The organism is Microbacterium sp. NPDC055665, assembly GCF_053618035.1.
Genome location: NZ_JBSHGY010000005.1, coordinates 70,405 through 95,741 on the forward strand (window position 1 = coordinate 70,405; position 25,337 = coordinate 95,741).

23 protein-coding genes are annotated in these 25,337 nt (G+C 70.0%); 16 read left to right on the plus strand and 7 right to left on the minus strand.

The window, feature by feature from the left end; all coding sequences use genetic code 11:
• Positions 1 to 52 precede the first annotated feature (52 nt).
• Complete coding sequence (locus ACWGO6_RS13470) at positions 53 to 1,642, plus strand: acyl-CoA carboxylase subunit beta (protein ID WP_446724439.1); 1,590 nt, start codon at positions 53 to 55, stop codon at positions 1,640 to 1,642.
• Positions 1,639 to 1,881: an acyl-CoA carboxylase subunit epsilon gene (locus ACWGO6_RS13475; protein ID WP_342589072.1), complete on the plus strand. Its 243-nt coding sequence runs from the start codon at positions 1,639 to 1,641 to the stop codon at positions 1,879 to 1,881. The genes ACWGO6_RS13470 and ACWGO6_RS13475 overlap by 4 nt, the downstream gene beginning before the upstream one ends.
• Before the next feature lie 7 nt (positions 1,882 to 1,888).
• Here the strand turns inward: ACWGO6_RS13475 and ACWGO6_RS13480 are convergent, their stop codons facing one another.
• The 5 genes from ACWGO6_RS13480 to ACWGO6_RS13500 form a co-directional block, all read right to left on the minus strand.
• Positions 1,889 to 3,088 (minus strand): ROK family transcriptional regulator, encoded by a 1,200-nt coding sequence (locus tag ACWGO6_RS13480; protein ID WP_136041567.1) that lies wholly within the window; start codon positions 3,086 to 3,088, stop codon positions 1,889 to 1,891.
• 296 nt (positions 3,089 to 3,384) lie between these two features.
• Entirely contained in the window at positions 3,385 to 4,392 is a 1,008-nt protein-coding gene (locus tag ACWGO6_RS13485) for a hypothetical protein (RefSeq protein ID WP_240745029.1), read from the minus strand.
• Positions 4,389 to 5,624: a sensor histidine kinase gene (locus ACWGO6_RS13490; protein ID WP_136041550.1), complete on the minus strand. Its 1,236-nt coding sequence runs from the start codon at positions 5,622 to 5,624 to the stop codon at positions 4,389 to 4,391. The genes ACWGO6_RS13485 and ACWGO6_RS13490 overlap by 4 nt, the downstream gene beginning before the upstream one ends.
• Entirely contained in the window at positions 5,614 to 6,273 is a 660-nt protein-coding gene (locus tag ACWGO6_RS13495; RefSeq protein ID WP_136041549.1) for a response regulator transcription factor, read from the minus strand. Before ACWGO6_RS13495 ends, ACWGO6_RS13490 begins: the two co-directional genes overlap by 11 nt.
• A gap of 40 nt (positions 6,274 to 6,313) precedes the next feature.
• Positions 6,314 to 7,561 (minus strand): class I SAM-dependent RNA methyltransferase, encoded by a 1,248-nt coding sequence (locus ACWGO6_RS13500; RefSeq protein ID WP_452326947.1) that lies wholly within the window; start codon positions 7,559 to 7,561, stop codon positions 6,314 to 6,316.
• A gap of 23 nt (positions 7,562 to 7,584) precedes the next feature.
• Between ACWGO6_RS13500 and ACWGO6_RS13505 the strand changes: the two genes are divergently transcribed.
• Positions 7,585 to 8,223, plus strand: a complete 639-nt coding sequence (locus ACWGO6_RS13505; protein ID WP_452327002.1) for a Maf family protein — start codon at positions 7,585 to 7,587, stop codon at positions 8,221 to 8,223.
• Positions 8,224 to 8,301: 78 nt separating this feature from the next.
• The gene (locus ACWGO6_RS13510; RefSeq protein WP_452326948.1) at positions 8,302 to 10,068 is read left to right on the plus strand and encodes an acetyl/propionyl/methylcrotonyl-CoA carboxylase subunit alpha; all 1,767 of its coding nucleotides are present in this window, start codon (positions 8,302 to 8,304) and stop codon (positions 10,066 to 10,068) included.
• Positions 10,069 to 10,182: 114 nt separating this feature from the next.
• Here the strand turns inward: ACWGO6_RS13510 and ACWGO6_RS13515 are convergent, their stop codons facing one another.
• A complete protein-coding gene (locus tag ACWGO6_RS13515) occupies positions 10,183 to 11,631 on the minus strand; it encodes an NAD(P)H-quinone dehydrogenase (protein WP_029262532.1) in 1,449 nt (482 codons plus the stop codon).
• Between the two features lie 48 nt (positions 11,632 to 11,679).
• On the opposite strand from ACWGO6_RS13515, the gene ACWGO6_RS13520 reads away from it, so the two are divergent.
• From ACWGO6_RS13520 to ACWGO6_RS13530, 3 genes are read left to right on the plus strand one after another with little or no spacing between them, the layout of a single operon-like run.
• Complete coding sequence (locus ACWGO6_RS13520; protein WP_452326949.1) at positions 11,680 to 12,513, plus strand: purine-nucleoside phosphorylase; 834 nt, start codon at positions 11,680 to 11,682, stop codon at positions 12,511 to 12,513.
• Positions 12,510 to 14,183: a phospho-sugar mutase gene (locus tag ACWGO6_RS13525; protein ID WP_452326950.1), complete on the plus strand. Its 1,674-nt coding sequence runs from the start codon at positions 12,510 to 12,512 to the stop codon at positions 14,181 to 14,183. Before ACWGO6_RS13520 ends, ACWGO6_RS13525 begins: the two co-directional genes overlap by 4 nt.
• Before the next feature lie 2 nt (positions 14,184 to 14,185).
• Positions 14,186 to 14,449 carry an HPr family phosphocarrier protein gene (locus ACWGO6_RS13530; RefSeq protein WP_376107710.1) on the plus strand — a complete coding sequence of 88 codons (264 nt, stop codon included), beginning with the start codon at positions 14,186 to 14,188 and terminating at the stop codon, positions 14,447 to 14,449.
• 10 nt (positions 14,450 to 14,459) lie between these two features.
• Here the strand turns inward: ACWGO6_RS13530 and ACWGO6_RS13535 are convergent, their stop codons facing one another.
• Positions 14,460 to 16,382: a BglG family transcription antiterminator gene (locus tag ACWGO6_RS13535; protein ID WP_452326951.1), complete on the minus strand. Its 1,923-nt coding sequence runs from the start codon at positions 16,380 to 16,382 to the stop codon at positions 14,460 to 14,462.
• 166 nt (positions 16,383 to 16,548) lie between these two features.
• Between ACWGO6_RS13535 and ACWGO6_RS13540 the strand changes: the two genes are divergently transcribed.
• The 9 genes from ACWGO6_RS13540 to ACWGO6_RS13580 all read left to right on the plus strand — a co-directional run bounded on the left by ACWGO6_RS13540 (position 16,549) and on the right by ACWGO6_RS13580 (position 25,333).
• A complete protein-coding gene (locus tag ACWGO6_RS13540; RefSeq protein WP_136041542.1) occupies positions 16,549 to 16,866 on the plus strand; it encodes a PTS sugar transporter subunit IIB in 318 nt (105 codons plus the stop codon).
• Positions 16,863 to 17,144, plus strand: coding sequence for an HPr family phosphocarrier protein (locus ACWGO6_RS13545; RefSeq protein ID WP_136041541.1), 282 nt, complete (start codon positions 16,863 to 16,865; stop codon positions 17,142 to 17,144). The genes ACWGO6_RS13540 and ACWGO6_RS13545 overlap by 4 nt, the downstream gene beginning before the upstream one ends.
• Positions 17,141 to 18,826: a phosphoenolpyruvate--protein phosphotransferase gene (gene ptsP / locus ACWGO6_RS13550; RefSeq protein WP_452326952.1), complete on the plus strand. Its 1,686-nt coding sequence runs from the start codon at positions 17,141 to 17,143 to the stop codon at positions 18,824 to 18,826. The genes ACWGO6_RS13545 and ptsP overlap by 4 nt, the downstream gene beginning before the upstream one ends.
• On the plus strand, positions 18,823 to 20,457 hold the full coding sequence (locus ACWGO6_RS13555) for a PTS mannitol transporter subunit IICB (protein ID WP_136041539.1): 1,635 nt from the start codon (positions 18,823 to 18,825) through the stop codon (positions 20,455 to 20,457). Before ptsP ends, ACWGO6_RS13555 begins: the two co-directional genes overlap by 4 nt.
• A complete protein-coding gene (locus tag ACWGO6_RS13560; RefSeq protein WP_136041538.1) occupies positions 20,454 to 20,888 on the plus strand; it encodes a PTS sugar transporter subunit IIA in 435 nt (144 codons plus the stop codon). The genes ACWGO6_RS13555 and ACWGO6_RS13560 overlap by 4 nt, the downstream gene beginning before the upstream one ends.
• Positions 20,885 to 22,042, plus strand: a complete 1,158-nt coding sequence (locus tag ACWGO6_RS13565; protein ID WP_452326953.1) for a mannitol-1-phosphate 5-dehydrogenase — start codon at positions 20,885 to 20,887, stop codon at positions 22,040 to 22,042. Before ACWGO6_RS13560 ends, ACWGO6_RS13565 begins: the two co-directional genes overlap by 4 nt.
• Positions 22,043 to 22,128: 86 nt before the next feature.
• Positions 22,129 to 23,421: a flavin-containing monooxygenase gene (locus ACWGO6_RS13570; protein WP_452326954.1), complete on the plus strand. Its 1,293-nt coding sequence runs from the start codon at positions 22,129 to 22,131 to the stop codon at positions 23,419 to 23,421.
• A complete protein-coding gene (locus ACWGO6_RS13575) occupies positions 23,418 to 24,368 on the plus strand; it encodes a bile acid:sodium symporter family protein (protein WP_452326955.1) in 951 nt (316 codons plus the stop codon). The genes ACWGO6_RS13570 and ACWGO6_RS13575 overlap by 4 nt, the downstream gene beginning before the upstream one ends.
• A complete protein-coding gene (locus ACWGO6_RS13580) occupies positions 24,368 to 25,333 on the plus strand; it encodes an SDR family oxidoreductase (protein WP_452326956.1) in 966 nt (321 codons plus the stop codon). The genes ACWGO6_RS13575 and ACWGO6_RS13580 overlap by 1 nt, the downstream gene beginning before the upstream one ends.
• The last annotated feature ends 4 nt before the right edge of the window (positions 25,334 to 25,337 follow it).

Below are 25,337 nucleotides of genomic sequence, written 5' to 3' on the forward strand. Positions count from 1 at the left end.
CTTGTGCCGAGCATCCAACGGAGCGCGTCGACCCGACGCTAGGGTGGAATCCGTGACGGATAAGCCCGACCTCTTTACCACCGCCGGCAAGATCGCGGATCTGCGCGCTCGCTATTCGGAAGCCGTCGTCGACGCGGAAGCGAAGGCGAAGGAGAAGCAGCACGCGAAGGGCAAGATGACCGCCCGTGAGCGCATCGAGCTGCTCGTCGACCCCGGGAGCTTCGTCGAGTTCGACGAGTACGTGCGCCACCGCACCACCGCGTTCGGCATGGACCGGTCCCGCCCCTACGGCGACTCGGTCGTCACCGGCGTCGGCACGATCAACGGGCGCACCGTCGCGGTGTATTCCCAGGACTTCTCGACCTTCGGCGGATCGCTCGGAGAGGTCGCCGGCGAGAAGATCGTCAAGATCATGGAGTTCGCGCTCTCCGGAGGCATGCCCTGCATCGGCATCCTCGATTCGGGTGGCGCACGCATCCAGGAGGGTGTCGTGGCGCTCGGCAAGTACGGCGAGATCTTCCGCCTGAACACCCGCGCGTCCGGCGTCATCCCGCAGATCTCGATCATCATGGGCCCGGCGGCCGGCGGTGCGGTGTACTCACCGGCACTCACCGACTTCGTGATCATGGTCGACAAGACCAGCCAGATGTTCGTCACCGGACCCGATGTGATCAAGACGGTCACCGGTGAAGACGTGGGCATGGAGGAGCTCGGCGGCGCGTACACGCACAACACCCGCTCGGGCGTCGCGCACTACCTCGCGGAGGATGAGGACGACGCGATCGACTACGCGCGCACGCTCCTCAGCTTCCTCCCCGACAACAACATGGCGGAACTGCCCTCGTACGAGAGCACGTTCGAGTTCGAGACCACCGACGCCGATCGCACGCTGAACACGATCGTGCCGGACTCGACGAACCAGCCCTACGACATCCACACGGTGATCGAGCACATCGTCGACGAGGGCGACTTCCTCGAGGTCCAGCCGCTGTTCGCCCCCAACATCGTGATCGGATTCGGTCGCATCGAGGGACGATCGGTCGGGGTCATCGCCAACCAGCCGTCGCAGATGGCCGGGACGCTCAACATCGAGGCCGGCGAGAAGGCCAGCCGGTTCGTGCGCTTCTGCGATGCGTTCTCGATCCCGATCGTCACCCTCGTCGATGTGCCCGGGTACCTTCCCGGCACCGACCAGGAGTGGACCGGCGTCATCCGCCGCGGTGCCAAGCTGCTCTACGCATACGCCGAGGCCACCGTGCCGCTGGTGACCGTCATCCTGCGCAAGGCCTACGGCGGCGCGTACATCGTCATGGGCTCGAAGCAGCTCGGCGCGGATGTGAACCTCGCGTGGCCGACGGCGGAGATCGCGGTCATGGGCGGCCAGGGCGCCGTCAACATCCTGTACCGAGGCGAGATCAAGAAGGCCGAGGAAGCCGGCGAAGACGTCGCCGCCGTACGCACCCGTCTCGCCAACGAGTACACGTACAACGTGGCGTCGCCGTTCCTCGCGGCCGAGCGCGGCGAGCTCGACGGCATCATCGAGCCGGCGAACACCCGGGTCTCGATCGCCAAGGCACTGCGCGCATTGCGCGGCAAGCGCGCCGAGCTTCCGCCGAAGAAGCACGGGAACATCCCGCTGTGACCGCGCACGAGACGCCGAGCGGAGTGTCGGGGGATGCCGCCCCGATGCTCGAGATCACCCGCGGGGCGGCCACCGAAGAGGAACTCGCCGCGCTCATCGCGGTGATCAGCGAGGCGTACGTCACCGAGGCGGCGGACGCCGTCGTCGAAGAGCCGTCCGTCTCGGCATGGACCCGCACGCAGCGTCCCCTCCGCCGTCCGCTGCGTCGGGACATCCCCTGGGGAAGATTCTCCGGCTGATCGCGGCTCAGTGGCCGAGCAGCAATGCCGACGCGCGCGGGCTGAGGAGCGAATCGAGCACCACGCAGCCGGCTCCCACGGCGCCCACATCGTCGCCGACGACCGTGCCGTCGACAGGCAGCGAGCGCACCGCGCGCGTGGCGCTCGCGGTGTCCAGCCGGCCGGGGATCTCACGCAGATAGACGTCGGACAGTCGCGACCAGAACGGGCCGCCGAAGACCACGCGGTCGACGTCGAGCATGTTCGTCAGCGCGGCCGTCAGCACCGACATGTGCGCCGCGGCCTGCCGCAGCACGCCGTCCGCGAGCGCGTCCCCCTCCGCCGCCCGGTCGCAAAGATCCGTGAGACGCGCCTCGACGGCGTCGACATCGCTCACCCCCTGATCGTCGGGGAACACTCCCGCACGCGCCGCCTGCGCCACGATGGCCTGCGGCGTGCAGACGACTTCGACGCAGCCGCGGGATCCGCAGGTGCACGACGGTCCATCCGGGTCCACGATGATGTGGCCGACCTCTCCGATGTTGCGTGTGCTTCCGCGGACCGCCTCCCCCTGCCTCACCAGCGCGGCACCGATACCCGTACCCAGATACACGAACACGAACGAGTCATCGGCCGACGCCCTGCGCATCCAGAGCTCGCCCACCGCAGCAGCGGTCGTGTCCTTCTCCAGCACCACCGGGAAACCGGTCGCTTCGGCGAGCACTGCGCGCAGCGGCACCCGGTTCCAGCCCCGGAGCTTCGGCGGGTCGATCACGGTTCCCTTCTCCGCATCGAGCGGCCCGGGGGCCGCGATCCCCACCCCGGCGATCGATGTCCGGTCGACCCCCGATCCCGTGATGAGCGCGTCGATCGTCGCCGCCATGGCCTCGACGATCCGCCGAGGCTCCATGTCGGGGGTATGCGCGCTCGTACGCCGCACGACCGCACCGGAGAGATCGAGCAGCACGAACGTCATGACGGCGGGGTCCAGGTGCACCCCGACCGCGAACCTGCTGTCCGGGACGAGCCGCAGCGTGACCCGGGGCTTGCCCGGCCCGTTGATCGTGCGCCCGGCCTCGCGGATGAGACCGTCGTCGAGCAGCCGCCGCGTGATGTTCGTGACGGTCTGGGCCGACAGGCCGGTGGCCGCGGCGAGCTCGATCCGGCTCGACCCCTCGCCGGACTGACGGATGGCCTCCAGCACGACGGACTGGTTGAAGTCGCCCATCCGTGGAAGATTCGTGCCCCGGCGCGTTCGCATCGTCCCATGATCCCCCATCGGAGGAGAAAACGTGTCCCCCAAAATACCTACAGACAACGATTGGAAGAACCTTCAGACTGAGTGAGACGCTTCGCGTTCGGCTGGTCTCTCTGTCCCAGGGTAGACAGACGCTGATCGGCCACCAGCGGACGGTTTTCGGGTAACTGTCCGCACGGCGAGGGGCAGGCGGATACGCCGCCCCTCGCCCACTCTCTACCGCCTCGACTCCGGTCCCCTCCCCCACCGGAGCCGAGGGGCGGCGATCAGCCCGCTGCGGAGACCCGCAGGATCTCGTGCCACAGGTCGACGGAATCGTCGTCTCCGGAGGCGCGCGTGCCGGCTCGGCCGACCACCGTCACCACGACGCGGGGATCGCGGGCCGAGCGGATGATGAGGCGAGCGCTCTGCGCGCGGGTCAGCACGACGGCCAGTTCGTCGCGGATCTCGACCCGACGCTCCTCCGCGATGCCGTCGAAACCGCCCTCGTCGAACACCGTGACGACCGCGCCGCGCCGACGCGCGGCATCGATCGCGTTGCGCACGGCGTCGTTGAGCAGGTCCGCACCGCGCAGCTCGTCCCGGAGCCGCCCCTCGGCGAGGCGCGCGTCCAAGCGTTCCTTCTCGTTCAGGGCACCGCGAGACGCCACCACACGGCTCAGCACGGGACCCGCGACAGCCAGAGCGAACTGCGTGCGCAGACGCCGCTCGCGCTGACGCACGCGCTGTGTCGCGTGCCAGGCCGAGACCGCCTGCTGGATCTCGGCGAGGCGCTCGGTGTCGCGGACCGCACGATCCCAGAACATCACGAGCAGTCGGGCGACGACCACCCACATGATCGACCCCACCAGACCGAGGCTCAACGCCACTCCGAGGCCGAGATACGCGGATGCCTCCATCACGAGGACCGCGAGCGTCGCCCAGCCGACCAGGAACCGACGACGGACGATGCACACGACCCCGAGCAGGCCGAGCGCACCGATGTACCAAGTCGCGAAAGGCGCCGTTCGGTCGGCGGGGTCGAGCGAGAACGTCACGAGCGCGGGGATCGCGGCGCTGGCGAGCAGCGCCAGCACAGCCGACCACAGAGGCATCCGTACCGAAGCGGCGCTGCCGAGGATCGCGATGTTGACCACGGCGAGATACAGACCGATCGCGACGACCATCAGCAGCGGTGCGGTGGGCTGCTCGATCCACCAGATTCCGCGCGCGACGAAGTACAGCGCGAACCCGACGGCGAGCGAGGTCGCGACGCTGCGGACGGTGCGGTTCACGAGCGCTCCCATCCGAGGACCACGGTCGTGCCGTGCTCGTCCGACCGGATCTCCGCGGTGCCGGCGACACCGGCCATACGAGCCAGGATCGACGCCCGGATGCCCAGGCGATCCGCGCCGATGCTCTCGACGTCGAACCCCGGTCCGGTGTCGGACACCGTCACGGCGATCCCCTCATCACCGTGGCCCTCGGCGATGATGTGCAGTCCGCGCCCGTTGGCGTGTGCGACGGAATTGCCGATGGCCTGCCGTGCGGCGAGCACGAGGGCCCGGGCAGCGCGACCGGGGATGAGCCCGATCCCGCCGCGCTCCTCGACGATCGCATCGGCGCCCAGTTCGGAGAGCGCTCGACGGAGCTCCACCACGATCTGCGCCGTTCCGATCGGCTCGTCGCTGCCCTCCTGCGCCACCGCAGCCTCGGTGTTGGCGAGGCGGGTGAGCGCTTCCCGCGCCATCGCGACCGCCAGCTCCTTCGCGCGATCGCCCTCCGCGCGCTCGGCGGCGATCAGTGCAGCCAGAACGCTGTCGTGCATGAGTGCGGACATGGCCACCCGCTCCTCCTCCGCGGCGGCGGCAGCAGCAGCGGTCGAGTACGACGCGACGGCCTGCCCTCTGGCCTCATCGACGCCTGCCGCGACCGAGCGGAACATCCAGCCGAGCGAGATCATCACCACGCCGAGGATCAGCGTGAACGACACGTCGAAAGCGGTCGTGACCCAGAACTCCCGCGAGAACCCGCCCTGGACGAGCCGGACGTAACCGTAGACGAACGGCATCCCGGCCGCCCAGGCGAACTGGAGCCGCAGCGGGAACGCGAGCATGGCCGCGACGACCCCGACGTTGACGAGGAAGAAGATCCACGGCTGATCGCCCGCGCTCTTGTCCGTCGGGTCGACGACGGTCGGCCATGCGGCGAGTGCGAGGACGTAGACCACGGCGAAGATGCCCGAGAAGAGGCGCACACCGCGGCCGATCAGACAGGCCGCGAGCATGGCCGCCAGGGGCACGAACACCACGGTCAGGATCATGACATCTGCCGCGTCGGCCCGGGACGGAGAGCTCAGCGCCGCGATCAGAGCCTGCACGCCGAGCGCGGCCGAACCGATCGCCACGACGATCGCGAGGATCCGCTCCATGCGCTTGCCGGTGAAGCGCTCGAACTCGGTGTCCGCGCTGCCGGGCGAGGGGATCTTGCTCCAGGCATCGCGGATGCTGAGCGGATCAGCGGGCACTCGGCGCCCCGTCGGCCGCGACGATTCCGTCCTCCATCGCCCGACGGAGGAGGTCGACCTTGGTCGGTGCCGGGCGACCGACCTCGACGTACTTCACTCGGACGCGGGTTATGTTCTCCTTGGCCGTCGAGTACGCGACACCGAGGCGTTCGGCGACGGCCTTCAGCGGCAGCCCCGTGGCGTAGAGCCGGAGCACCTCGCGCTCGCGGGTGGAGAGCTGCGCGTCGGCGAAGGCCCGATCCCCGTCGACGGCACTGGCCCATTCGACGTTGTTGAGCGCTTCGCCCTGCGCGACGGTCCGGATCGCATCCAGGACGTCGTCGAGAGCGGACGACTTGCTGACGACGCCGGCGGCCCCGGCCGCGAGCGCCTCGCGCACCGCTGCGGGACGGTCCGCGACACTGTGGATGACGACGCTCGCCCCGTCGCTGACGAGCGAGGTCACGTTCTCCGTCACGGTCGATCCGTCGCCGAGCGTGAGGTCGAGCACGACCACGTCGGCCGGAGCGGACCCGGAGGCCACTCGCCACTCGAGGTAGGAGACGACCGTGCTGCCGGAGAAGACCACCGTCTGCGAATCACGCGCGCACGCGGCCTCGAGGCCGAGGCGAACGGACTCGTGATCGTCGATGAGTGCGACCCTGCTCATCCACCCAGCCTAGTGAGTACCTGGCCGCAGCCCGGATCGGTCACCTCGTGAGGAGGGCGACGACCTCGAAATGGTGCGAGTGCGGGAAGAGGTCGAAGCCGCGCAGGCGGTCGACCTTCCACCCGAGGGTCCGGAACGTCCCGAGGTCTCGGGCGAGCGCGACCGGATCGCACGCGACGTAGGCGATCGCCTCGGGCGCGAGGGCGTGCACCGCCTCGACGACCTGGCGACCCGCCCCGGCGCGCGGCGGGTCGAGGATGACGGCTCCGGTGCGCCCCGCTCCCTTCTGCGTGGAGAGGAAGCGATCCACGCGCGCGGTCACGGCCTTCACGTCGAGCGGGGCAAGGTTCGCGGCGGCGTGCTGGGTGGCCCGGGCGCTCGACTCGACCGTGACGATGTCGGTGCCGCCGAGGTCGGCGAGGGTCGCCGCGAAGAGCCCGACGCCGCCGTAGAGGTCGTAGTGCGTCTTCTCCTCGTCGACGTGCCCCTCGAGCACGCCGTATACGGCGGCATCGAGCACGGATGCAGCCCGCGGGTGCACCTGCCAGAACCCCGTGGAGTCGACCTGGAAGCGGCGGTCGCCGACGACCTCCTCGATCACTTCCGGTGTCGGACGACGACGGAAACCGCGAGCGACCTTCGCCGGCCGCTCGGTCTCCTCCCGCCGGATGACGCGGACCCGGCCGTCTGCCGGCTCGACGAGTTCGATGCGTCCCGGTGCCTCGCCGTGCAGCGCGAGTGCGGCCTCGGCGATGGCGGGCCGCGAGAGCGGGTAGCTGCTGACGGGGATGACGCGGTGGCTGCGCGCGGCGAAGGGACCGACCTCGCCCGACTCGTCCACGTGCAGGGTGACGCGGGTGCGCCAGCCGGTGCCGTCACCGGAATCGACGGCCTCGATCTCCGGAGCGTCGAGCCCCTGACCCGCGAACCGGTCGAGGGCCTCCGTCAGCACCTGGCGCTTGAGCACCCGCTGGTGCCCGAGGTCGATGTGGCCGAGATCGGCTCCGCCCGGACGGTCGGCAGGGTCACGCGAGAGATCGGCTTCGGCCCAGATGTGCGGGCGGCGGTGCTCCGACGCGTCGAGGACCTCGATCGTCTCGGCTCGCCAGAAGCTGCGCGTCGACGCGTCCGCCCCCTCCTGCGGGGCGATCACCCTGGCGCGCACGCGCTCCCCGGGGATCGCATCGGAGACGAAGACCACGCGGCCCTCATGGCGGGCGACGAAGGTGCCCCCGTGTGCGATGCCGGTGATGTCGAGCTCGAGCACGTCGGCTGGGGAGGAAGTCATCCTTCGAGGATACGGTGGTGGACATGCGCGTCTGCCTCGCCTCCACGTCTCCCGCCCGACTGATGCTGCTGCGGCAGGCCGGGATCGAGCCGCTCACCCTCTCTCCGGATGTCGACGAGGATGCCGTCGCCGCAGCCGCCGAGACCGAACGCGGCGCCCCGCTCGCCCCCGCCGAGCTGGTGCTGCTCCTCGCCCGCGCCAAGGCCGCTGCGGTCGCCCGGACCCTTGCCGAGACGGGTGAGTTCGACGGTCTCGTGATCGGAGGCGATTCGATGTTCGCGCTCGGCGGGCGCGTCTACGGCAAGCCCTACACCGCGGAGGAGGCCACCCGGCGCTGGCAGGAGATGCGCGGAGCGACCGGCATCCTGCACTCCGGGCACTCGGTGTTCCGAATCATCCCCGGCGAGGAGCCCATCGAGGCGACGGCCGTCGCCGAGGCGTCGGTGACCTTCGCGGAAGACGTCAGCGATGACGAGATCGCCGCCTACGTCGCCTCGGGCGAGCCGCTGCACGTGGCCGGAGCGTTCACGGTGGACAGCCTCGGCGGCGCCTTCATCACCCGGGTCGACGGCGATCCCTCGACCGTCGTGGGCATGTCCCTCTCGACCGTGCGGCGCCTGGCCGCAGAGCTCGGCGTCCGGTGGACGGATCTGTGGTCGTAGACTCCCCTCCACGTTTCTCCCACTTTCTTGTGGGGAGTCGTCAAAGGGATCGAGGGCCTTCTCGCTAGGCTGGCAACCATGCCTGCTATCGCCAAGGTGCTCATCGCCAACCGCGGCGAGATCGCCGTACGCATCATCCGCGCCGCCCGAGACTCCGGGATCGCGTCGGTCGCCGTCTACGCCGACCAGGATCGTGATGCCCTGCACTCCCGACTCGCCGACGAGGCCTACGCGCTCGGCGGCTCGACCAGCGCCGAGACCTACCTGCAGATCGAGAAGATCCTCTCGATCGCCCGCCGCGCCGGAGCCGACGCCGTGCACCCCGGCTACGGGTTCCTCGCGGAGAACGCCGAGTTCGCCCGCGCCATCATCGATGCGGGGATGACCTGGATCGGCCCGTCGCCAGAGGCGATCGAAGCCCTCGGCGACAAGGTGACCGCGCGTCACGTCGCCGAGAAGGTGGGTGCTCCTCTCGCCCCCGGAACGCCGGGTCCCGTGTCCGGAGCCGACGAGGTCATCGCCTTCGCGAAGGAGTTCGGCCTCCCGATCGCCATCAAGGCGGCGTACGGCGGCGGCGGACGCGGCCTCAAGGTCGCCCGCGAGCTCGACGAGGTCGCCGAGCTGTTCGAATCGGCCACCCGCGAGGCCGTCGCCGCGTTCGGTCGTGGCGAGTGCTTCGTCGAGAAGTACCTCGACAAGCCGCGCCACGTCGAGACCCAGTGCCTGGCCGACTCCGCGGGCAACGTCGTCGTGATCTCGACGCGCGACTGCTCGCTGCAGCGCCGTCACCAGAAGCTCGTCGAAGAGGCTCCTGCTCCGTTCCTGACCGAAGAGCAGAACGATCTGCTCTACTCGGCGTCGAAGGCCATCCTCAAAGAGGTCGGCTACGTCGGTGCGGGCACCTGCGAGTTCCTGATCGGCGCCGACGGCACCGTCTCGTTCCTCGAGGTGAACACCCGTCTGCAGGTCGAGCACCCGGTATCCGAGGAAGTCACCGGCATCGACCTCGTGCGCGAGCAGTTCCGCATCGCCGCCGGTGGAACCATCGACTACGACGACCCGAAGCCGCAGGGCCACTCGATCGAGTTCCGCATCAACGGCGAGGACCCGGGCCGCGGGTTCCTCCCCCAGCCCGGTCCGATCCACGTCTTCAAGACCTTCGGGGGTCCCGGCATCCGCCTCGACTCCGGGGTCACCGCCGGCGACTCGGTCTCGGGAGCGTTCGACTCGCTGCTCGCGAAGATCATCGTCACCGGCAAGGACAGGGCGGAGGCGCTGGAGCGCTCCCGCCGCGCACTCGACGAGTTCGAGGTCGCCGGCCTCCCGACCGTCATCCCGTTCCACCGGAAGGTCGTCCGCGACCCCGCGTTCACCGCCGAGAACGGCGAGTTCGGCATCTTCACCCGCTGGATCGAGACCGAGTTCGTGAACGACATCCCCGCGTGGGACGGCGAGCTCGAGGCCCCGGCCGCCGGCGAGTCGCGCCACACCGTCGTCGTCGAGGTCGCCGGCAAGCGCCTCGAGGTGAGCCTGCCGGATCGCGTCGCGGTCGCACCGGGCACCGCGGGGCGTCCCGCCGTCGTACCGCCGTCGCGTCGCAGCCACGCCACCACGGCGAATGCCGGCGCATCCGGCGATGCCGTGAAGTCGCCCATGCAGGCCACCGTCGTCAAGATCGCCGTCGAAGACGGGCAGCAGGTCGTCAAGGGCGACCTCGTCGTCGTGCTCGAGGCCATGAAGATGGAGCAGCCTCTGCAGGCGCACAAGGACGGCGTCATCGGCAACATCAACGCGGATGCCGGCACCACGGTCTCCGCGGGACACCAGCTGCTCACGATCAGCTGATCCCTCGCCTCCTCGCCTCGGCGAGACCCCCGACTACCACCGAGACCCCGGGTCGCAGACACATGCGACCCGGGGTCTCGGCGTGAAGTCGGGGTTTCGGCGAAGACCCGCCCCTCAGGAGATGTTCACGAGGTGCATCGCGCGGCTCGCGTCGGTGATGCTGCTCGAGAGCGACGGGTATGCGGCGAACACCCGCGAGACCTGGTCGACCGTGAGGCGGCGCTCGACGGCGACCGCGATCGGGTAGATCAGCTCGGAGGCCTTGGGAGCCACGATCACGCCGCCGATGACGGTGCCGGATCCCTTGCGCGCGATGAGCTTGACGAAGCCGTCCTTGATGCCCATCATCTTCGCGCGCGGGTTGGCCGCGAGCGGGAGCTTGTAGACCATGCCGTCCGCGACGCCGTCCTCGACGTCTTTCACCCCGTACCCCACCGTTGCGATCTCCGGAGCGGTGAAGATGTTCGAGGTGATCTTGATGAGTTCCAGCGGGATCACGATGTCGCCGAGCGCGTGGAAGACGGCTGTGCGCCCCTGCATCGAGGCGACCGAGGCGAGCGGGAAGAAGTTCGTGCAGTCCCCCACCGCGTACACGTTGGGCACCGAGGTGCGCGCGACCTTGTTCACCCGCACGTGACCCGAGTCGTCCAGCTCGACGCCGGCCTCCTCCAGGCCGATCCCCGCGGTGTTCGGGATCGAACCCACCGCCATCAGGCAGTGGCTCCCCTCGACCGTGCGACCGTCGGACAGCGTGACGGTCACGCCCTCCTTCGTGGCTTCGACCTTGTCGGCACGGGACTTCGAGAGCACCTGCATCCCACCGCGCTTGAACACCTTCTCCAGGACGCTCGCCGCGTCCTTGTCCTCGCCGGGGAGCACCTGCTCGCGGCTGGAGATGAGCGTGACCTTGGCGCCGAGGTTCATGTAGGCGGAGGCGAACTCCGCACCGGTCACGCCGGAGCCGACCACGATGAGATGCTCCGGCAGCGCCTTCATGTCGTACAGCTGCGTCCAGGTGAGGATGCGCTTGCCGTCGGGCTTGGCCGAATCGAGCTCACGCGGTGAGGCGCCAACGGCCACGACGATCGTGTCGGCCTCGACGCGGTCGAAGTCGGTGCCCTTCTCGCCGGTCGACACCACGATCGCAGTGGGACCCTCGAGGCGCCCGTGCCCGGAGAGGATGCGGACGCCGGCCTCGAGCAGTGTCGCCCGCATGTCCTCGGACTGCTGCCCCGCGAGCGCGATGAGACGCTTGTTGACAGCGGCGAGATTGATCGCGATCTCGGGCTTGAGCGGCTTGCCGTTCTCGCCCTTGGCGTAGAAGTTCACGCCGAGGTCGCTCGCCTCTGAGATGGCCACCGCCGCATCGGCCGTGGCGATCAGGCTCTTGGACGGCACGACGTCGGTGAGGACGGCCGATCCGCCGACTCCCACCCGCTCGACCAGGGTGACCTCGGCCCCGAGCTGAGCGGCCGCGAGAGCCGCCTCGTAACCGCCGGGACCGCCGCCGAGGACGGCGACGCGCTGAGTGCGCTCGAAAGTGGTGGAAGACATGCAACCCATTCTTCCGCAATCCTGGCCCCGGAGCCTGCACCTTCCTAGAGTGGATCCATGCCCGAAACGCACAGCAACCCTCTCGACGACCCGACCGCGAACCCGTTCGAGGTCGCCGCACAGGCCGCCGCCGACATCGCGCGTCTAACCGGAGTCGAGAATCACGACATCGCACTCACCCTCGGCAGCGGCTGGGGCAAGGCCGCCGACATCATCGGCGAGACCGTCGCCACGATCCCCGCCACCGAGGTGACCGGTTTCTCGAAGCCGGCATTGGAGGGACACGTCGGCACGCTCCGCAGCATCCGCACGCCCGGGGGCAAGAACGTCCTCGTGATCGGCGCGCGCACCCACTACTACGAGGCCCACGGCGTGCGTCGCGTCGTGCACAGCGTGCGCACCGCCGCCGCCACGGGGGCGAAGATCATGGTGCTCACGAACGGTGCAGGAGGCATCCGCGAGACGTGGACGCCCGGCCAGCCCGTGCTGATCAGCGACCACATCAACCTCACCGCCGACTCCCCTCTCGAGGGCGCGACCTTCGTCGACCTCACCGACCTGTATTCGAAGCGACTGCGCGACATCGCGCGCTCCATCGATCCGATGCTTGACGAGGGCGTGTACACCCAGTTCCGCGGCCCGCACTACGAGACCCCGGCCGAGGTGCAGATGGCGAAGCACATCGGCGGACACATCGTCGGCATGTCGACCGCTCTCGAGGCGATCGCCGCCCGCGAGGCCGGCATGGAGATCCTCGGGTTCTCCCTCATCACCAACCTCGCCGCCGGGATCCAGCAGACTCCGCTCAGCCATGCCGAGGTGATCGAGGCGGGCCGTGAGGCCGAGCCCGTGATCTCCGCGCTCCTGGCCAGGGTGGTCGAGGCCCTGTGAGCGAGGAGCGGCTCGCGCAGGCACGGGCCTGGCTGCGACAGGACCCGGATCACGAGACGCGCGACGAGCTCGCCGCCCTGATCACGCGGGCATCCGGCGGGGACGACGCGGCCCTGGCCGATCTCGACGACCGCTTCCGCGCACGCCTCGAGTTCGGCACCGCCGGCCTCCGCGGCGAGCTCGGCGCGGGAAGCAACCGGATGAATCGGGTGCTCGTGGCACAAGCGGCCGCCGGATTCGCCGCCTACCTCCGCGAGAAGGCGGTTCCCGGGCACACCCCGACCGTCGTGATCGGCTACGACGGGCGACGCAACTCGCGTGTGTTCGCCACGGACTCCGCCGAGCTTTTCGTCGGCGCCGGTCTGCGCGCGATCCTGCTCCCCCGCCTGCTGCCCACGCCCGTGCTCGCCTTCGCCGTCCGCCACTTCGGTGCGGATGCCGGAGTGATGGTCACCGCGAGCCACAACCCGCCGAACGACAACGGCTACAAGGTGTACCTCGGCGGGGCAGACCAGGGCTCGCAGATCGTCGCGCCGGCAGATGCCGAGATCGCGGCGCACATCCAGCGCACGGCCGACTCCGGGTCCGTGGCGGCGCTGCCGCGCTCCACGGCCTACGAGACCGCCGGCGAGGATGTCGTCGACGCCTACATCGCGGCCACGGCGGCCGTGGCTCCCGCGCCCGCCGGATCTTCCGGGATGCGGTGGGTCTACACCGCCATGCACGGGGTGGGCTGGGAGACGCTGTCGCGCATCGTCCGAGAAGCCGGATACCCGCAGCCGTTCGTCGTCGACGAGCAGCTCACGCCCGACGCGACCTTCCGCACGGTCTCGTTCCCGAACCCCGAGGAGCCGGGGGCGATGGATCTCGCCTTCGCACGGGCCCGCCGCGTGAAAGCGGACTTCATCCTCGCCAACGACCCCGACGCCGACCGCCTGGCCGTCGCGGTTCCCGACGACTCCGCCGCGGACGGCTGGCGTCGTCTGACGGGAAACGAGGTCGGACTCCTGCTCGGCGCGCGGGCCGCTCGCGCCGCCGCCGGGACGCCGGGAGCCTCGCTGGCCTGCTCGCTCGTCTCGTCGCCCGGCCTCGGTGCCGTCGCCGCCCACCACGGACTGGACTTCCACGAGACCCTGACCGGATTCAAGTGGATCTCCCGCGCCCCCGGCATCGTCTTCGGATTCGAGGAGGCACTCGGCTACCTCGTGAACCCCGACACGGTGCGCGACAAGGACGGGGTCTCCGCGGCGATCGCCGTGCTGGGCCTCGCCGCCGAGGCGCGCGACCGCGGAGCCACGCTCATCGACCTCCTCGACGAGCTGGGCGAGACGTACGGGCACTACGCGAGCGGCCAGGTGTCAGTGCGCGTCGAGGACCTCTCCATCATCGGCAACGTCATGCTCGCGCTGCGCTCGCTGCCGCCGACCCACATCGCCGGGCGGACGATCACCTCGGCAGAGGACCTGCTGCAGGCGGCACCGGGACAGCCCTCCGGCGACGTGCTGCGGTATCGCCTCGGCGACGGCTCGCGCGTCATCGTCCGACCGAGCGGTACCGAACCGAAGCTCAAGGTCTACATCGACGCCCGAGCGGACTCCGCCGACGCGGCACGCGGTGCTGTGGCAGAGCTCGAGGCGGGAGTACGCGCCCTGCTCGACGAGCGCTCCTGAGCATGCCCACGCGACGCCTGATCGTCAGCGCGCACAACGGCGCGCACGCCCGACCGGTGGCCGAGCTCGTGCGACTCGCGCAGTCGCACGGCTCCCCGGTGACCCTGCGCACGGCAGACGGCACCACGGTCGACCTGAGCAGCGTGCTGGCGGTCATGGACCTCGGGATCTCGTCCGGTGACGCGGTCGTGCTCGAGACGGCGGCATCCGCCACCGCGGACGACGTGCTGGATCAGCTCGCCGAGGTGCTCGCGCCGCGGGAGTGAGACGCGCGGATCAGCCGTCGATCACCGCGACGAGCTCGTCGAGGAAGGCCTCGAACGTGGTGCCCCTGCGGACGATGCGCTGAACACTCTCGCGCTCGCTGAACACCTCGACCAGCTGCTCGAACACCGTCTGGAACGCCGCGCGATCGCTCTCGCTGAACGCGGCGAGCGCGACGACCTGCACGCGCCCGTCGCCCCACGCGGCCGAGCCGTCCGCCACACCGATCGCGATGGCCGTGCGGGTCGCCGTCATCTGCAGCGCGTGCGGCACCGCGAGCGCATCCGTGAAGGCGGTCGACGACATCCGCTCGCGCACGATGGTGTTCTCGATGTAGTCCTCGCCGATGAGTCCCGCCTGCACGAGCAGCCCGCCGAGCCGCCTGATGATCGCCTCCTCCCCCTCGTCCGGGAGCGGGAAGACGTAGGCGTCGGCCAGGAAGTAGCGTGCGAGCTCGCCGCGCAGGCGGGTGAGGCGCCTCCCGCGGCGGACGCGCGCCGCGGCCTGCTGGATGCGGTCGACATCGGCATCCGTCAGGAACGGCTGGATGCGGACGAAGCGGTCGCCCGCGTCTCCCGGCTCGATCGTGCTGAGCACGAGATCGGTGTCGAACGACGCCCAATCGGGGTCCACGTTCGTGACGACGGTCGTGACCTCGATCGCGGAGCCGAGTGAGCGGTCGACGCTGGAGCGCAGCAGCTCGTGCAGCTCCTGGTAGCCCGGGCAGACGATCGTGGCGGTCAGGATCGACTCCGCCTTGCGACTGCGCTCGAGCCGCCCGCCGACGTGCATGGCGATATAGGCGATCTCGTCATCGTGGATGGGGGTGCCGACGCGATCGTGGAGTCCGCTCGCGATGGACACTGCGACCTCGAAGATCATCGGATACGTCGTCTTGAGAGAGCGCGTGAGCGGGTTGCGCGTCAGCGCGCTCTCCTCGGCCCGCCGCAGCAGGTTCTGCACGTGTAGGGCGAGTCGGAGGACGAACGTCTCGTCAACGAGGTCGACCTGGAAGTCGTCGGCGGCTCGGGCGATCTCCGCCCGGACCGCCGCTTCGACGGCCGGGTCCACTCCGCTGCGCGCGACCTCCCGCGTCGCGTCCTCCCCCGGCGCGACGATACGGGTCAGGACCAGAGAGGCGAGGTGACCGCTGTCGCCGTCACCGAGAACCACGTCGAAGTGCTCGGCGGCGAGGCGGGCGATGACGGCCCCCACCCGCGGGATCTCCTCCCGGGCACCCGCCGGCGAGGATTCGAGAGCGTGCCCCGCGGCAACCCGCTCGGCGGCGATCGCGATGTGCAGCAGGACGTCGGCGATCGCGAGCTCGTTCACGTAGTAGCCGAGCTCGCCGAGCTCCCGCACGAGCGATGTCTTGAACGGACCGACCGCACTGGCGGCCACGGCCGACCGCGACAGTGCGCGTCGGAACGTCTCGGGGTGGAAGGAGGCGTCATCCATCTCGTCGTGCGCGAGCCTGCTGAGCAGACGCCGCTGGGCTGCCTCATTCCCGCGCAGTCGCACCGTCTCCCGGTCGCGCTCCAGGGTGAGCTCGGTGCCGTCGAGCAGACTGCGCACCCGGACCAGATCCGCCTCGAGCGTCGCCTCGCTGACGTGCAGCTCGTCCGCAGTGTCGAACACGTCGATCCCGGCGGGTTCATCGAGCAGCCGCCGTACCAGGGTGTGCAGGCGGTCGCGGGGCGCGGACTCTCCGGTCTGCCGCATCCGCAGCGCACCGCGGGCACCGGAGCCCGCGCGATACCCGGCCGGGCCGGACTCGATCACCCCGGCGCCGGGAGTCCGTGCGTTCAGCGCGGCGACGTAGGACCGGATGCTGCGCGGCGTGACCCCGAGCAGATCGGCGAGGCTGGCAGCCGTCGCCCAGCCCTCCTGGCGCAGCAGAGCGGCGAGGAGCTGGTCCTGGCGCTGGCGCGACATGGTCCTCCCCTTCCCGCATGCTGACCGCACTGTCTCGACGTCGTCTCCATGATGTCAGCATGCCGGCATCCGCGGGCGGAAGGAGGTGTTCCGCGGGGGCGGAAAGGAACCTGTTGGTGCGGTGCCCCTCCCGGTTCCCAGACTGTTCTCAGGAAGGTGGGAGTCGATGAGGATCCTCGTGGTGTGCGGCGCCGGGGCGTCGAGCACGTTCGTCGCACTACGGCTCCGCACTGCGGCAGCCTCGGCCGGTCTCGGCTGGGACGCGGTGGCGGGCACCGAGAGCTCCGTCGCCGGCTCCGATCACGACCTCGTCCTCGTCGGTCCGCATCTCGGCGATCGGCTCGAGGCGTTGCGCGGCAGCGTGGAAGCGCCCGTGGCCGTGCTTCCGGATGACGTCTTCTCCGACCGCGACGGCTCCCGCACCCTCGACTTCGCCCGATCGATCCTCGCCGCCACCGGCGACACCCCGAAAGGAACATCATGACCGCCACCCGCACCGTCCGGATCGGCTCCTCCCACGGACTGCACGCCCGCCCGGCGAAGCTCTTCGCGCAGGCGGCGAAGGACTCGGGCATCGCCGTGACGATCGCGAAGGACTCGGGCAAACCGGTCAACGCCGCCAGCATCCTTGGTGTGATCGCGCTCGCGATCGAGTACGGCGACTATGTGACGTTGACGGCCGACGGCGACGGGGCCGAGGGCGTGCTGGACACGCTCACCGAGCTCCTCACCACCGACCATGACCAGGACGCCGCCGGATGAGCGAGCTGCGCGGGGTGGGCATCGGTCTGGGCGTGGCCCAGGGACCGGTCGTCCGCATGGCCGAGGCGATGCCGCCTCCGGAGAACTCGCCGAGCACGGCGGGCACCGAAGCCGAGCACGTGCGAGTTCGCGAGGCGGTCGCGACCGTCGCCCGCGAACTGAACGAACGCGGTGAGGCGGCAGGCGGCGCAGCCCGAGACGTGCTCGAAGCGCAGGCGATGATCGCCGAGGACCCGACGCTCCAAGACGAGGTCGATACCCGGATCGATGCCGGAGCGACGGCCGAATGGGCGGTGCACGATGCGTTCGCGGGGTTCCGCGCCACGCTGGAGGCCGTCGGTGGTTACCTCGGCGAGCGCGCCGCCGACCTCGATGACATCGCGCAGCGGGTCCTGGCGCACCTGCGCGGCGTCGATGCCCCCGGCGTCCCGAACCCCGGGCACCCGTTCGTCCTGGTCGCGCGCGACCTCGCTCCGGCCGACACCGCACTCCTCGACCTGGATCAGGTGCTCGCGCTGATCACGACGGACGGCGGGCCGACCTCCCACACCGCGATCCTCGCGAGGGAGAAGGGCATCGTCGCGATCGTCGGCGTCGGCGACGCCACGCCGCTGGTCACGGGCGAGACGGTGATCGTCGATGCCGCCAGCGGAGTGGTCACCCGCGAGCCGACGGAGGACGAGAAGGACCGCGCGGCTCAACGCGCCGCCGCTCGCCAGTCGGCCGAGGCCGCTCCCCCCACTCCCGGCGCCCTCGCCGACGGCACGCCGGTCGCGCTGCTCGCGAACCTGGGGAAGCCCGCAGACGCGGCCGATGCGGTCGTTCGGGGGGCCGAGGGCGTCGGGCTGTTCCGCACCGAGTTCCTGTTCCTCTCCTCGGCACAGGCGCCGACCATCGCCCAGCAGCGGGAGTCGTATCGCGAGCTGCTCGCAGCCTTCCCCGGCAAGAAGGTCGTGGTCCGGATGCTCGATGCAGGAGCCGACAAGCCGCTGGCGTTCCTCAACGACGCGCACGAGGAGAACCCGGCACTCGGGCTGCGGGGTCTGCGCGCGCTGCGAGCCAGCGAGGACATCCTGCGCGAGCAGCTGACCGCGCTGGCCGAAGCCGATGCCGAGACCGATGCCGATCTCTGGGTCATGGCCCCGATGGTCGCCACGGTCGAGGAGACGATCTACTTCACGGGGCTCGCGCGCGAATACGGGCTGCAGACCGCCGGCGTGATGGTGGAGATCCCGGCGAGCGCCCTGCTCGCCGACCGGGTGCTCGCGCACGCCGACTTCGCCTCGATCGGCACCAACGACCTCACGCAGTACACCATGGCGGCCGACCGCATGCTCGGTTCGGTCGCCGGCTTCCAGGATCCCTGGCATCCGGCCGTGCTGCGCCTGGTGCGCGAGGTCGGCGACGCCGGCGCGCGCCTGGGCAAACCGGTCGGCATCTGCGGCGAGGCCGCCGCCGATCCGCTCCTCGCCGTCGTGCTGGTCGGCCTCGGCGCCACCAGCCTCTCGATGGCACCCTCGGCGCTGGCCGACGTGCGACACGCGCTCTCCGAACGCACCCTGTCCGAGGCGCGGAGCCTCGCGGAGGCCGCCCTGGCCGCCGACGATGCTCCCTCCGCCCGAACCGCCGCGGCCACTCTCGCCGCGGAACTCCCCCTCCACAAGAAAGAGACGACATCATGACGACGACGTCACCTGCCGCCACGAAACCCGGCGGTCTCCGCGTGGGCGTGCAGCGCTTCGGCACGTTCCTCTCCGGCATGATCATGCCGAACATCGCAGCCTTCATCGCCTGGGGCTTCATCACGATGCTCTTCATCCCGGCCGGATTCTTCGGCGCCAAGAGCCCCTTCGGCTGGCACTGGGCGGGTGTGGCCGAGATCATCGGCGGCGGCGGCGACTCCGCCGTCATCGGCTGGCAGGGCGCCATGACCGCGGTGGCGGAGGGCGATGGCGGCAACATCCTCGCGTACGTCGGCCTGGTCGGCCCCATGGTGACCTACCTGCTGCCGCTGCTGATCGCCAACACCGCCGGCCGCATGGTCTACGGCGAGCGCGGTGGCGTGGTGGCCACGATCGCCACGGTCGGCGTGATCGTCGGCACCAACATCCCGATGTTCCTCGGTGCCATGATCATGGGCCCGATCGCCGCGTGGATCATGAAGAAGGTCGACAGCATCTGGGACGGGAAGATCCGCCCCGGCTTCGAGATGCTCGTCAACAACTTCTCCGCCGGGATCCTGGGCATGCTCCTCGCGATCGTCGGCTTCTTCGCCTTCGGACCGGTCATGCTCGGCATCAGCGCCGCGCTCGGTGCGGCCGTCGACTGGCTCGTCACGCTGCAGCTGCTCCCGCTCGTGTCGATCATCGTCGAGCCGGCGAAGGTGCTGTTCCTCAACAACGCCATCAACCACGGCGTCTTCACCCCGCTCGGCATCGAGCAGGCGGCGGAGACCGGCAAGTCGATCCTGTTCCTCATCGAGGCCAACCCCGGCCCCGGCCTCGGTCTGCTCCTCGCCTTCAGCTTCTTCGGCGTCGGCGCGGCGAAGGGTTCCGCACCGGGTGCGGCGATCATCCAGTTCTTCGGTGGCATCCACGAGATCTACTTCCCGTATGCGCTGAGCAAGCCCACCACGATCCTCGCCCTCATCGCGGGTGGTGCGGCCGGCGTCACGACGAACATGCTCCTGAACGGCGGTCTGGCTTTCCCGGCGGCGCCCGGCAGCATCATCGCGGTGACCTTCGCCGCCCTCGGCGCGGGTGTCCCGAACCTGCTGGTCGTGTACCTGTCGGTCATCGTCGCCGCCACCGTGACGTTCCTCATCACCGGTGTGATCCTGCGGGCTTCGCGCAAGCGCGACCTCGCCGCCGAGGGGGACGCCTTCGGTGCGGCGATCGCACAGACCGAGGCGAACAAGGGCAAGTCGTCGGCCGCGATGGATGCGCTGCGCACATCGACCGCGACTGCGGCTCCCGAAGCCGCCGCGACCCCGGGCACGACCGCCGTCGCCACGGCACCGATCGAGCGGATCGTGTTCGCGTGCGACGCCGGGATGGGCTCATCGGCGATGGGCGCCAGCGTCCTCCGCAACAAGCTCAAGAAGGCGGGCATCGAGGACGTGAACGTCACCAACCAGGCCATCGCGAACCTCGACGGAACGGCCGACGTGGTGATCACGCAGCAGCAGCTCACCGAGCGCGCCGCGGCGAAGTCGCCGAACTCGGTCCACGTGTCGGTCGACAACTTCATGAACTCGCCCAAGTACGAAGAAGTCGTCGAGATGGTGCGATCCCAGCGAAAGGACACAGAATGAGCGTTCTCACCCCCGAGCAGGTCCGCATCCACCCCGGTGGGGCGACCCGCGACGAGGCGCTCCAGGAGGCGACGGACATCCTCGTCGCCGCCGGAGCCGTCACCCCCGTGTACGTCGATGCCATGCGGCAGCGTGAGGAGACCGTGTCGACCTTCATGGGCAACGGACTCGCGATCCCGCACGGCACCAACGATGCGAAGGACGCCATCCTCGCCTCGGCCCTGTCGGTCGTGCGCTACGACGGCGGCGTCGACTGGTCGGGAGACCCCGCGACCTTCGTGATCGGCATCGCCGGCGTCGGTGACGAGCACCTGGAGATCCTCTCCCGGATCGCGATCCTGTTCTCCGAGGAGGACGACGTGGCACGGCTCTCCGCGGCGCAGACCCCGGAAGAGCTCTACGCCCTGCTGTCGGAGGTGAACGAGGGATGAAGGCGGTCCACTTCGGGGCGGGCAACATCGGGCGCGGGTTCGTCGGTCTGCTGCTCCGCCAGGGCGGGTACGAGGTCGTGTTCTCCGACGTCGCCGATGCCCTGGTCGACGCGATCAATGCGGTCGACTCGTACACCGTGCACGAAGCCGGCCCCGGAGGGATCGATCATGTCGTCACCGGGTTCCGGGCGGTCAACAGCCGCACCGATCCCGCCGCCGTAGCGGAGGAGGTCGCGACGGCCGATGTCGTCACGACCGCGGTCGGGCCGACGGTACTGCGATTCGTGGCACCGTCGATCGTGGCCGGACTCGCCCTCCGCTCCCCCGATGCCGCGCCGCTGCAGGTCATGGCCTGCGAGAACGCGATCGGCGCGACCGACCTGCTGCGGAGCGAGGTGGCAGCGGCGGCGGGGGCGGATGCCGAGACGCTACTCGCGCGCGCGGTCTTCGCGAACACCGCGGTCGACCGCATCGTGCCGGCACAGCCCGCAGACGGCGGCGTCGATGTCACGGTCGAGCCCTACTTCGAGTGGGCGATCGAGTCGGGGCCGTTCGGCGGCTCCCTTCCGAGCATCCCCGGCGCGCACTTCGTCGACGATCTGGCACCGTACATCGAGCGCAAGCTCTTCACGGTGAACACGGGGCACGCCGCCACCGCGTACTTCGGCGCGCGAGCCGGGATCGAACGGATCTCGGACGCCCTGGCCGACGCCGCCATCGCGGCGAGCGTCTCGGCCGCGCTAGAGGAGACCTCGGCCGTGCTGGTCGCCGAGCACGGGCTGGATGCGGCGGACCTCGCGGCGTACCGCGCCACGATCCTCGATCGCTTCCGCAACCCGGCGCTGGTCGACACCGTGCAGCGCGTCGGACGCCAACCGCTGCGCAAGATCTCGCGGCACGAGCGGTTCGTGGGACCGGCCGCCATGGCCGCGGAGCGCGGCCTGCCGACCGAGGCGCTCGTGGCGGCCGTGTCGGCGGCGCTCGAGTTCGACGATCCGGCCGACGAGCAGTCGGTCGAGCTCCAGGAGCTGCTGCGCTCGGAGGAGCCCGCGGCCTTCACCGCCCGCACCACGGGCCTGGATCCGGAGCATCCGCTGTTTCCGGCCATCCGGGACGCCGTCGCGGCGCGCCAGCAGCACCTCGGATCCGCCTGACCCGGTGGAGCTCGACGCCCCCGCCCAGCCGTTACGATCGGTGGGCGGGGGCGTTTTTTCGAGCACACTGACGTGCGGGGAGCAGCATGAACAGATACGCCGTGATCGGCGCGGGTCCATCGGGTCTGGCCGCGGCGCGCGCGCTGCAGAAGCGCGGAATCGTGGTGGACGGCTATGAGGCCGCCCACGGCGTCGGCGGCCTGTGGGACATCACGAATCCGCGCAGCACGATGTACGAGTCCGCGCACCTGATCTCCTCCCGCACCACCACGGAGTTCACCGAGTTCCCGATGCGCTCGCGGGTCGACTACCCCGGCCACCGCGTGCTGAAGGAGTACTTCGACGACTTCGCCGATCACTTCGGGCTGACGGGCCTGTTCCGGTTCGACACGCGGGTCACGCGCCTCGAACCCCGCGACGATGGTTGGGACCTGACGAGCGCCGGGCCCGACGGCGAGCGCACCCGCTGGTACGCCGGCGTCGTCCTCGCCAACGGAACACTGGCGGAGCCGAACGTGCCGACCTTCCGCGGGGAGTTCACGGGCGAGCTCCTGCACACCAGCGCGTACAAGTCCCCGGAGCAGCTGCGCGGCAAGCGGGTACTGCTGATCGGCGCCGGGAACTCGGGCTGCGACATCGCCGTGGATGCCGTGCATCACGCCGTGTCCGTCGACATGAGCGTGCGGCGCGGCTACTACTTCGTGCCCCGCTACCTGTTCGGCAAGCCCAGCGACACCCTCAACCAGGGTCGCCCGCTCCCGGCGCGCCTCAAGCAGGCCGTCGACAGCCGCGTCCTCCGCGCGTTCACGGGCGACCCCGTGCGGTTCGGCTTCCCGAAGCCCGACTACCGCATCTACGAGTCGCACCCCATCGTGAATACCCTGATCCTCAACCACCTCGGGCAGGGCGATCTGCGCATCCGCCCGGACATCGACCGCTTCGACGGGCGGACGGTGCACTTCCGCGACGGCAGCGCGGACGAGTACGACCTGGTCCTGCTCGCCACCGGCTACACGCTGGACTACCCGTTCGTCGACCGGGGGCACCTGCACTGGCAGGGCGCCTCGCCTCGGCTCTTCCTGAACGTGTTCCCCGCCTCCTTCAACGGGCTCTACGTGATGGGCATGATCGAGGCGTCCGGCATCGGCTGGCAGGGCCGCTACGAGCAGGCGGAGCTGCTCGCCGCCTACCTCGACGCGGTCGAGACCGACCCCGCACGGGCGACCCGCTTCCGCGACCGGGTCACCGGCACCGCGTGGCCCGACGTCACCGGCGGCTATCACTACCTGAGCCTGGACCGGATGGCGTACTACGTCAACAAAGACGCCTACCGGGGCGCGGTGCGGCGCGAGAAGGACGCACTGGAGGCCTCGGCATGAACGTCGACGACGTCGTCCTCTCGTTCACGCCCGGCACGCTCACGATCCTCAACGTGGTGCTCGGACTCATCATGTTCGGCATCGCGTTGGACACTTCGCCGAGTGACTTCCGGGTCGTGGCGAAGCATCCGAAGCCGTTCGCGATCGCGATCCTCGCGCAGCTGCTCCTGCTGCCGATCGCGACGTTCCTGCTGACGCTCGTGCTCCCGGTGCCGCCGTCGATGGCGCTCGGGATGCTGCTCGTGGCCTGCTGCCCACCGGGGAACATCTCGCAGGTGCTGACACATCGCGCCGGCGGCAACGTCGCCCTCTCGGTCTCGCTGACCGCGGTGGGGAACCTCATCTACATCGTCGCGATGCCGCTGAGCATCACCTTCTGGGCCTCGCTGCACCCGACCGCCCGTACGCTGCTGCGCGACATCACCCTCGACCCGTGGCGGATGCTGCTGGAGATCTTCCTCATCGTCGGCCTCCCCTTCGCCCTCGGTCTGCTTCTGCGCGCCAAGGCACCGGGGTTCAGCGCCCGCGTGCAGCCGTTCGTGAAGTGGTTCAGCCTGATCGCCCTGCTCGGCTTCATCATCGCCGCGCTCGTCGGCAACTGGGCGGTGTTCGTGCAGGTACTCGGCATCATCCTGCTGGTGGTCGCGGTGCACGACGCCGTGGCGCTCGCGCTCGGCTACGGCACGGCCGTGGTCGGGGGTCTCGGCACTCGTGAGCGCAAGGCGATGACCTTCGAGGTCGGCATCCGCAACGCCGGCCTCGGCCTCGGCCTGGTGTTCCTGTTCTTCGACGGACTCGGCGGCATGGCCATCGTGGCCGGCTGGTGGGGCATCTGGGACATCATCGCCGGGCTCGTCCTCGCTGGGCTCTGGGCCCGGCACACCAGGAAGCGCACAGGGTCCAGCACCGGCGACGCGAGCGGCCGCACCACAGTCGAGACGGTCTGATGCCCCGGGTGCTGATCACCGGCGGCAGCGGGTTCCTCGGCTCGCACGTGGCGCAGGCCCTCGCCGCGAGAGACGACGTGGATGTCGTGGTCGCCGCGGACCTGCGAGCGGGTGCCTCCCGCGCAGGCGTCATCGATGCGCTCCTGGACGTGACGGATGCCGCTGCGATCGCTCCGGTGCTGCGGCAGCATCGCATCGACACGGTGGTGCACCTCGCGGCGATCGTGAATCCCGGCCACGACGTCGACCTGGAGTACCGCGTCGATGTGACCGGATCCGCGAACGTCCTCGCCGCGTGCGTCGAGGCGGGCGTGCAGCGCATCGTGGTCTCCAGCTCGGGGGCGGCGTACGGCTATCACTCCGACAATGCGGAGTGGATCGACGAGAACCAGCCGCTGCGAGGCAACGACGCGTTCCCGTACGCCCGGCACAAGAGGCTGGTGGAGGAGATGCTGGCCGAGCACCGGGAGAGCCATCCGAACCTCGAGCAGGTGGTCTTCCGCATCGGCACGATCCTCGGTCCGACCGTGCGCAATCAGATCACCGCACTCTGGGACGGGCGGCGCATCCTCCGCATAGCGGGATCGGAGTCGCCCTTCGTGTTCGTCTGGGTGGACGACGTGGCGGCCGCGATGGTGCGCGCGGCGACCGACGGCCCCGCCGGCATCTTCAACGTCGCAGGCGACGGACGGATGACCGTGCCCGAGATCGCCGCTCGTCTGGGCAAGCCGCAGCTCTTGCTGCCCGCGTGGGCGCTGTCGGCCGCGCTTCGGATCGGACGGATGCTGCACCTCACCCCGCACGGACCGGAGAAGGTGCCGTTCCTGCGGTACCGACCGGTGCTGGCGAACCGCCGGCTGAAGGAGGACTTCGGCTATTCCCCGCGTCGCACGACACGCGAGGCATTCGAGGAGTACCTCCGCACCCATCCCGCCGTCGCGCGGACGGGCGCCGACGCGGGGTAGCGTT

Bases quoted from the DNA above. Each gene is read 5' to 3' on its own strand.
- ACWGO6_RS13505 (WP_452327002.1), top strand. From the start codon at position 7,585: ATGCGCGTCTGCCTCGCCTCCACGTCTCCCGCCCGACTGATGCTGCTG.
- ACWGO6_RS13575 (WP_452326955.1), top strand. From the start codon at position 23,418: ATGAACGTCGACGACGTCGTCCTCTCGTTCACGCCCGGCACGCTCACG.
- ACWGO6_RS13500 (WP_452326947.1), bottom strand. From the start codon at position 7,561: ATGACTTCCTCCCCAGCCGACGTGCTCGAGCTCGACATCACCGGCATC.
- ptsP (WP_452326952.1), top strand. From the start codon at position 17,141: ATGAGCGAGCTGCGCGGGGTGGGCATCGGTCTGGGCGTGGCCCAGGGA.
- ACWGO6_RS13515 (WP_029262532.1), bottom strand. From the start codon at position 11,631: ATGGGTTGCATGTCTTCCACCACTTTCGAGCGCACTCAGCGCGTCGCC.
- ACWGO6_RS13510 (WP_452326948.1), top strand. From the start codon at position 8,302: ATGCCTGCTATCGCCAAGGTGCTCATCGCCAACCGCGGCGAGATCGCC.
- ACWGO6_RS13540 (WP_136041542.1), top strand. From the start codon at position 16,549: ATGAGGATCCTCGTGGTGTGCGGCGCCGGGGCGTCGAGCACGTTCGTC.
- ACWGO6_RS13580 (WP_452326956.1), top strand. From the start codon at position 24,368: ATGCCCCGGGTGCTGATCACCGGCGGCAGCGGGTTCCTCGGCTCGCAC.
- ACWGO6_RS13530 (WP_376107710.1), top strand. From the start codon at position 14,186: ATGCCCACGCGACGCCTGATCGTCAGCGCGCACAACGGCGCGCACGCC.
- ACWGO6_RS13570 (WP_452326954.1), top strand. From the start codon at position 22,129: ATGAACAGATACGCCGTGATCGGCGCGGGTCCATCGGGTCTGGCCGCG.
- ACWGO6_RS13535 (WP_452326951.1), bottom strand. From the start codon at position 16,382: ATGTCGCGCCAGCGCCAGGACCAGCTCCTCGCCGCTCTGCTGCGCCAG.
- ACWGO6_RS13480 (WP_136041567.1), bottom strand. From the start codon at position 3,088: ATGGGCGACTTCAACCAGTCCGTCGTGCTGGAGGCCATCCGTCAGTCC.
- ACWGO6_RS13520 (WP_452326949.1), top strand. From the start codon at position 11,680: ATGCCCGAAACGCACAGCAACCCTCTCGACGACCCGACCGCGAACCCG.
- ACWGO6_RS13560 (WP_136041538.1), top strand. From the start codon at position 20,454: ATGAGCGTTCTCACCCCCGAGCAGGTCCGCATCCACCCCGGTGGGGCG.
- ACWGO6_RS13495 (WP_136041549.1), bottom strand. From the start codon at position 6,273: ATGAGCAGGGTCGCACTCATCGACGATCACGAGTCCGTTCGCCTCGGC.
- ACWGO6_RS13565 (WP_452326953.1), top strand. From the start codon at position 20,885: ATGAAGGCGGTCCACTTCGGGGCGGGCAACATCGGGCGCGGGTTCGTC.
- ACWGO6_RS13545 (WP_136041541.1), top strand. From the start codon at position 16,863: ATGACCGCCACCCGCACCGTCCGGATCGGCTCCTCCCACGGACTGCAC.
- ACWGO6_RS13555 (WP_136041539.1), top strand. From the start codon at position 18,823: ATGACGACGACGTCACCTGCCGCCACGAAACCCGGCGGTCTCCGCGTG.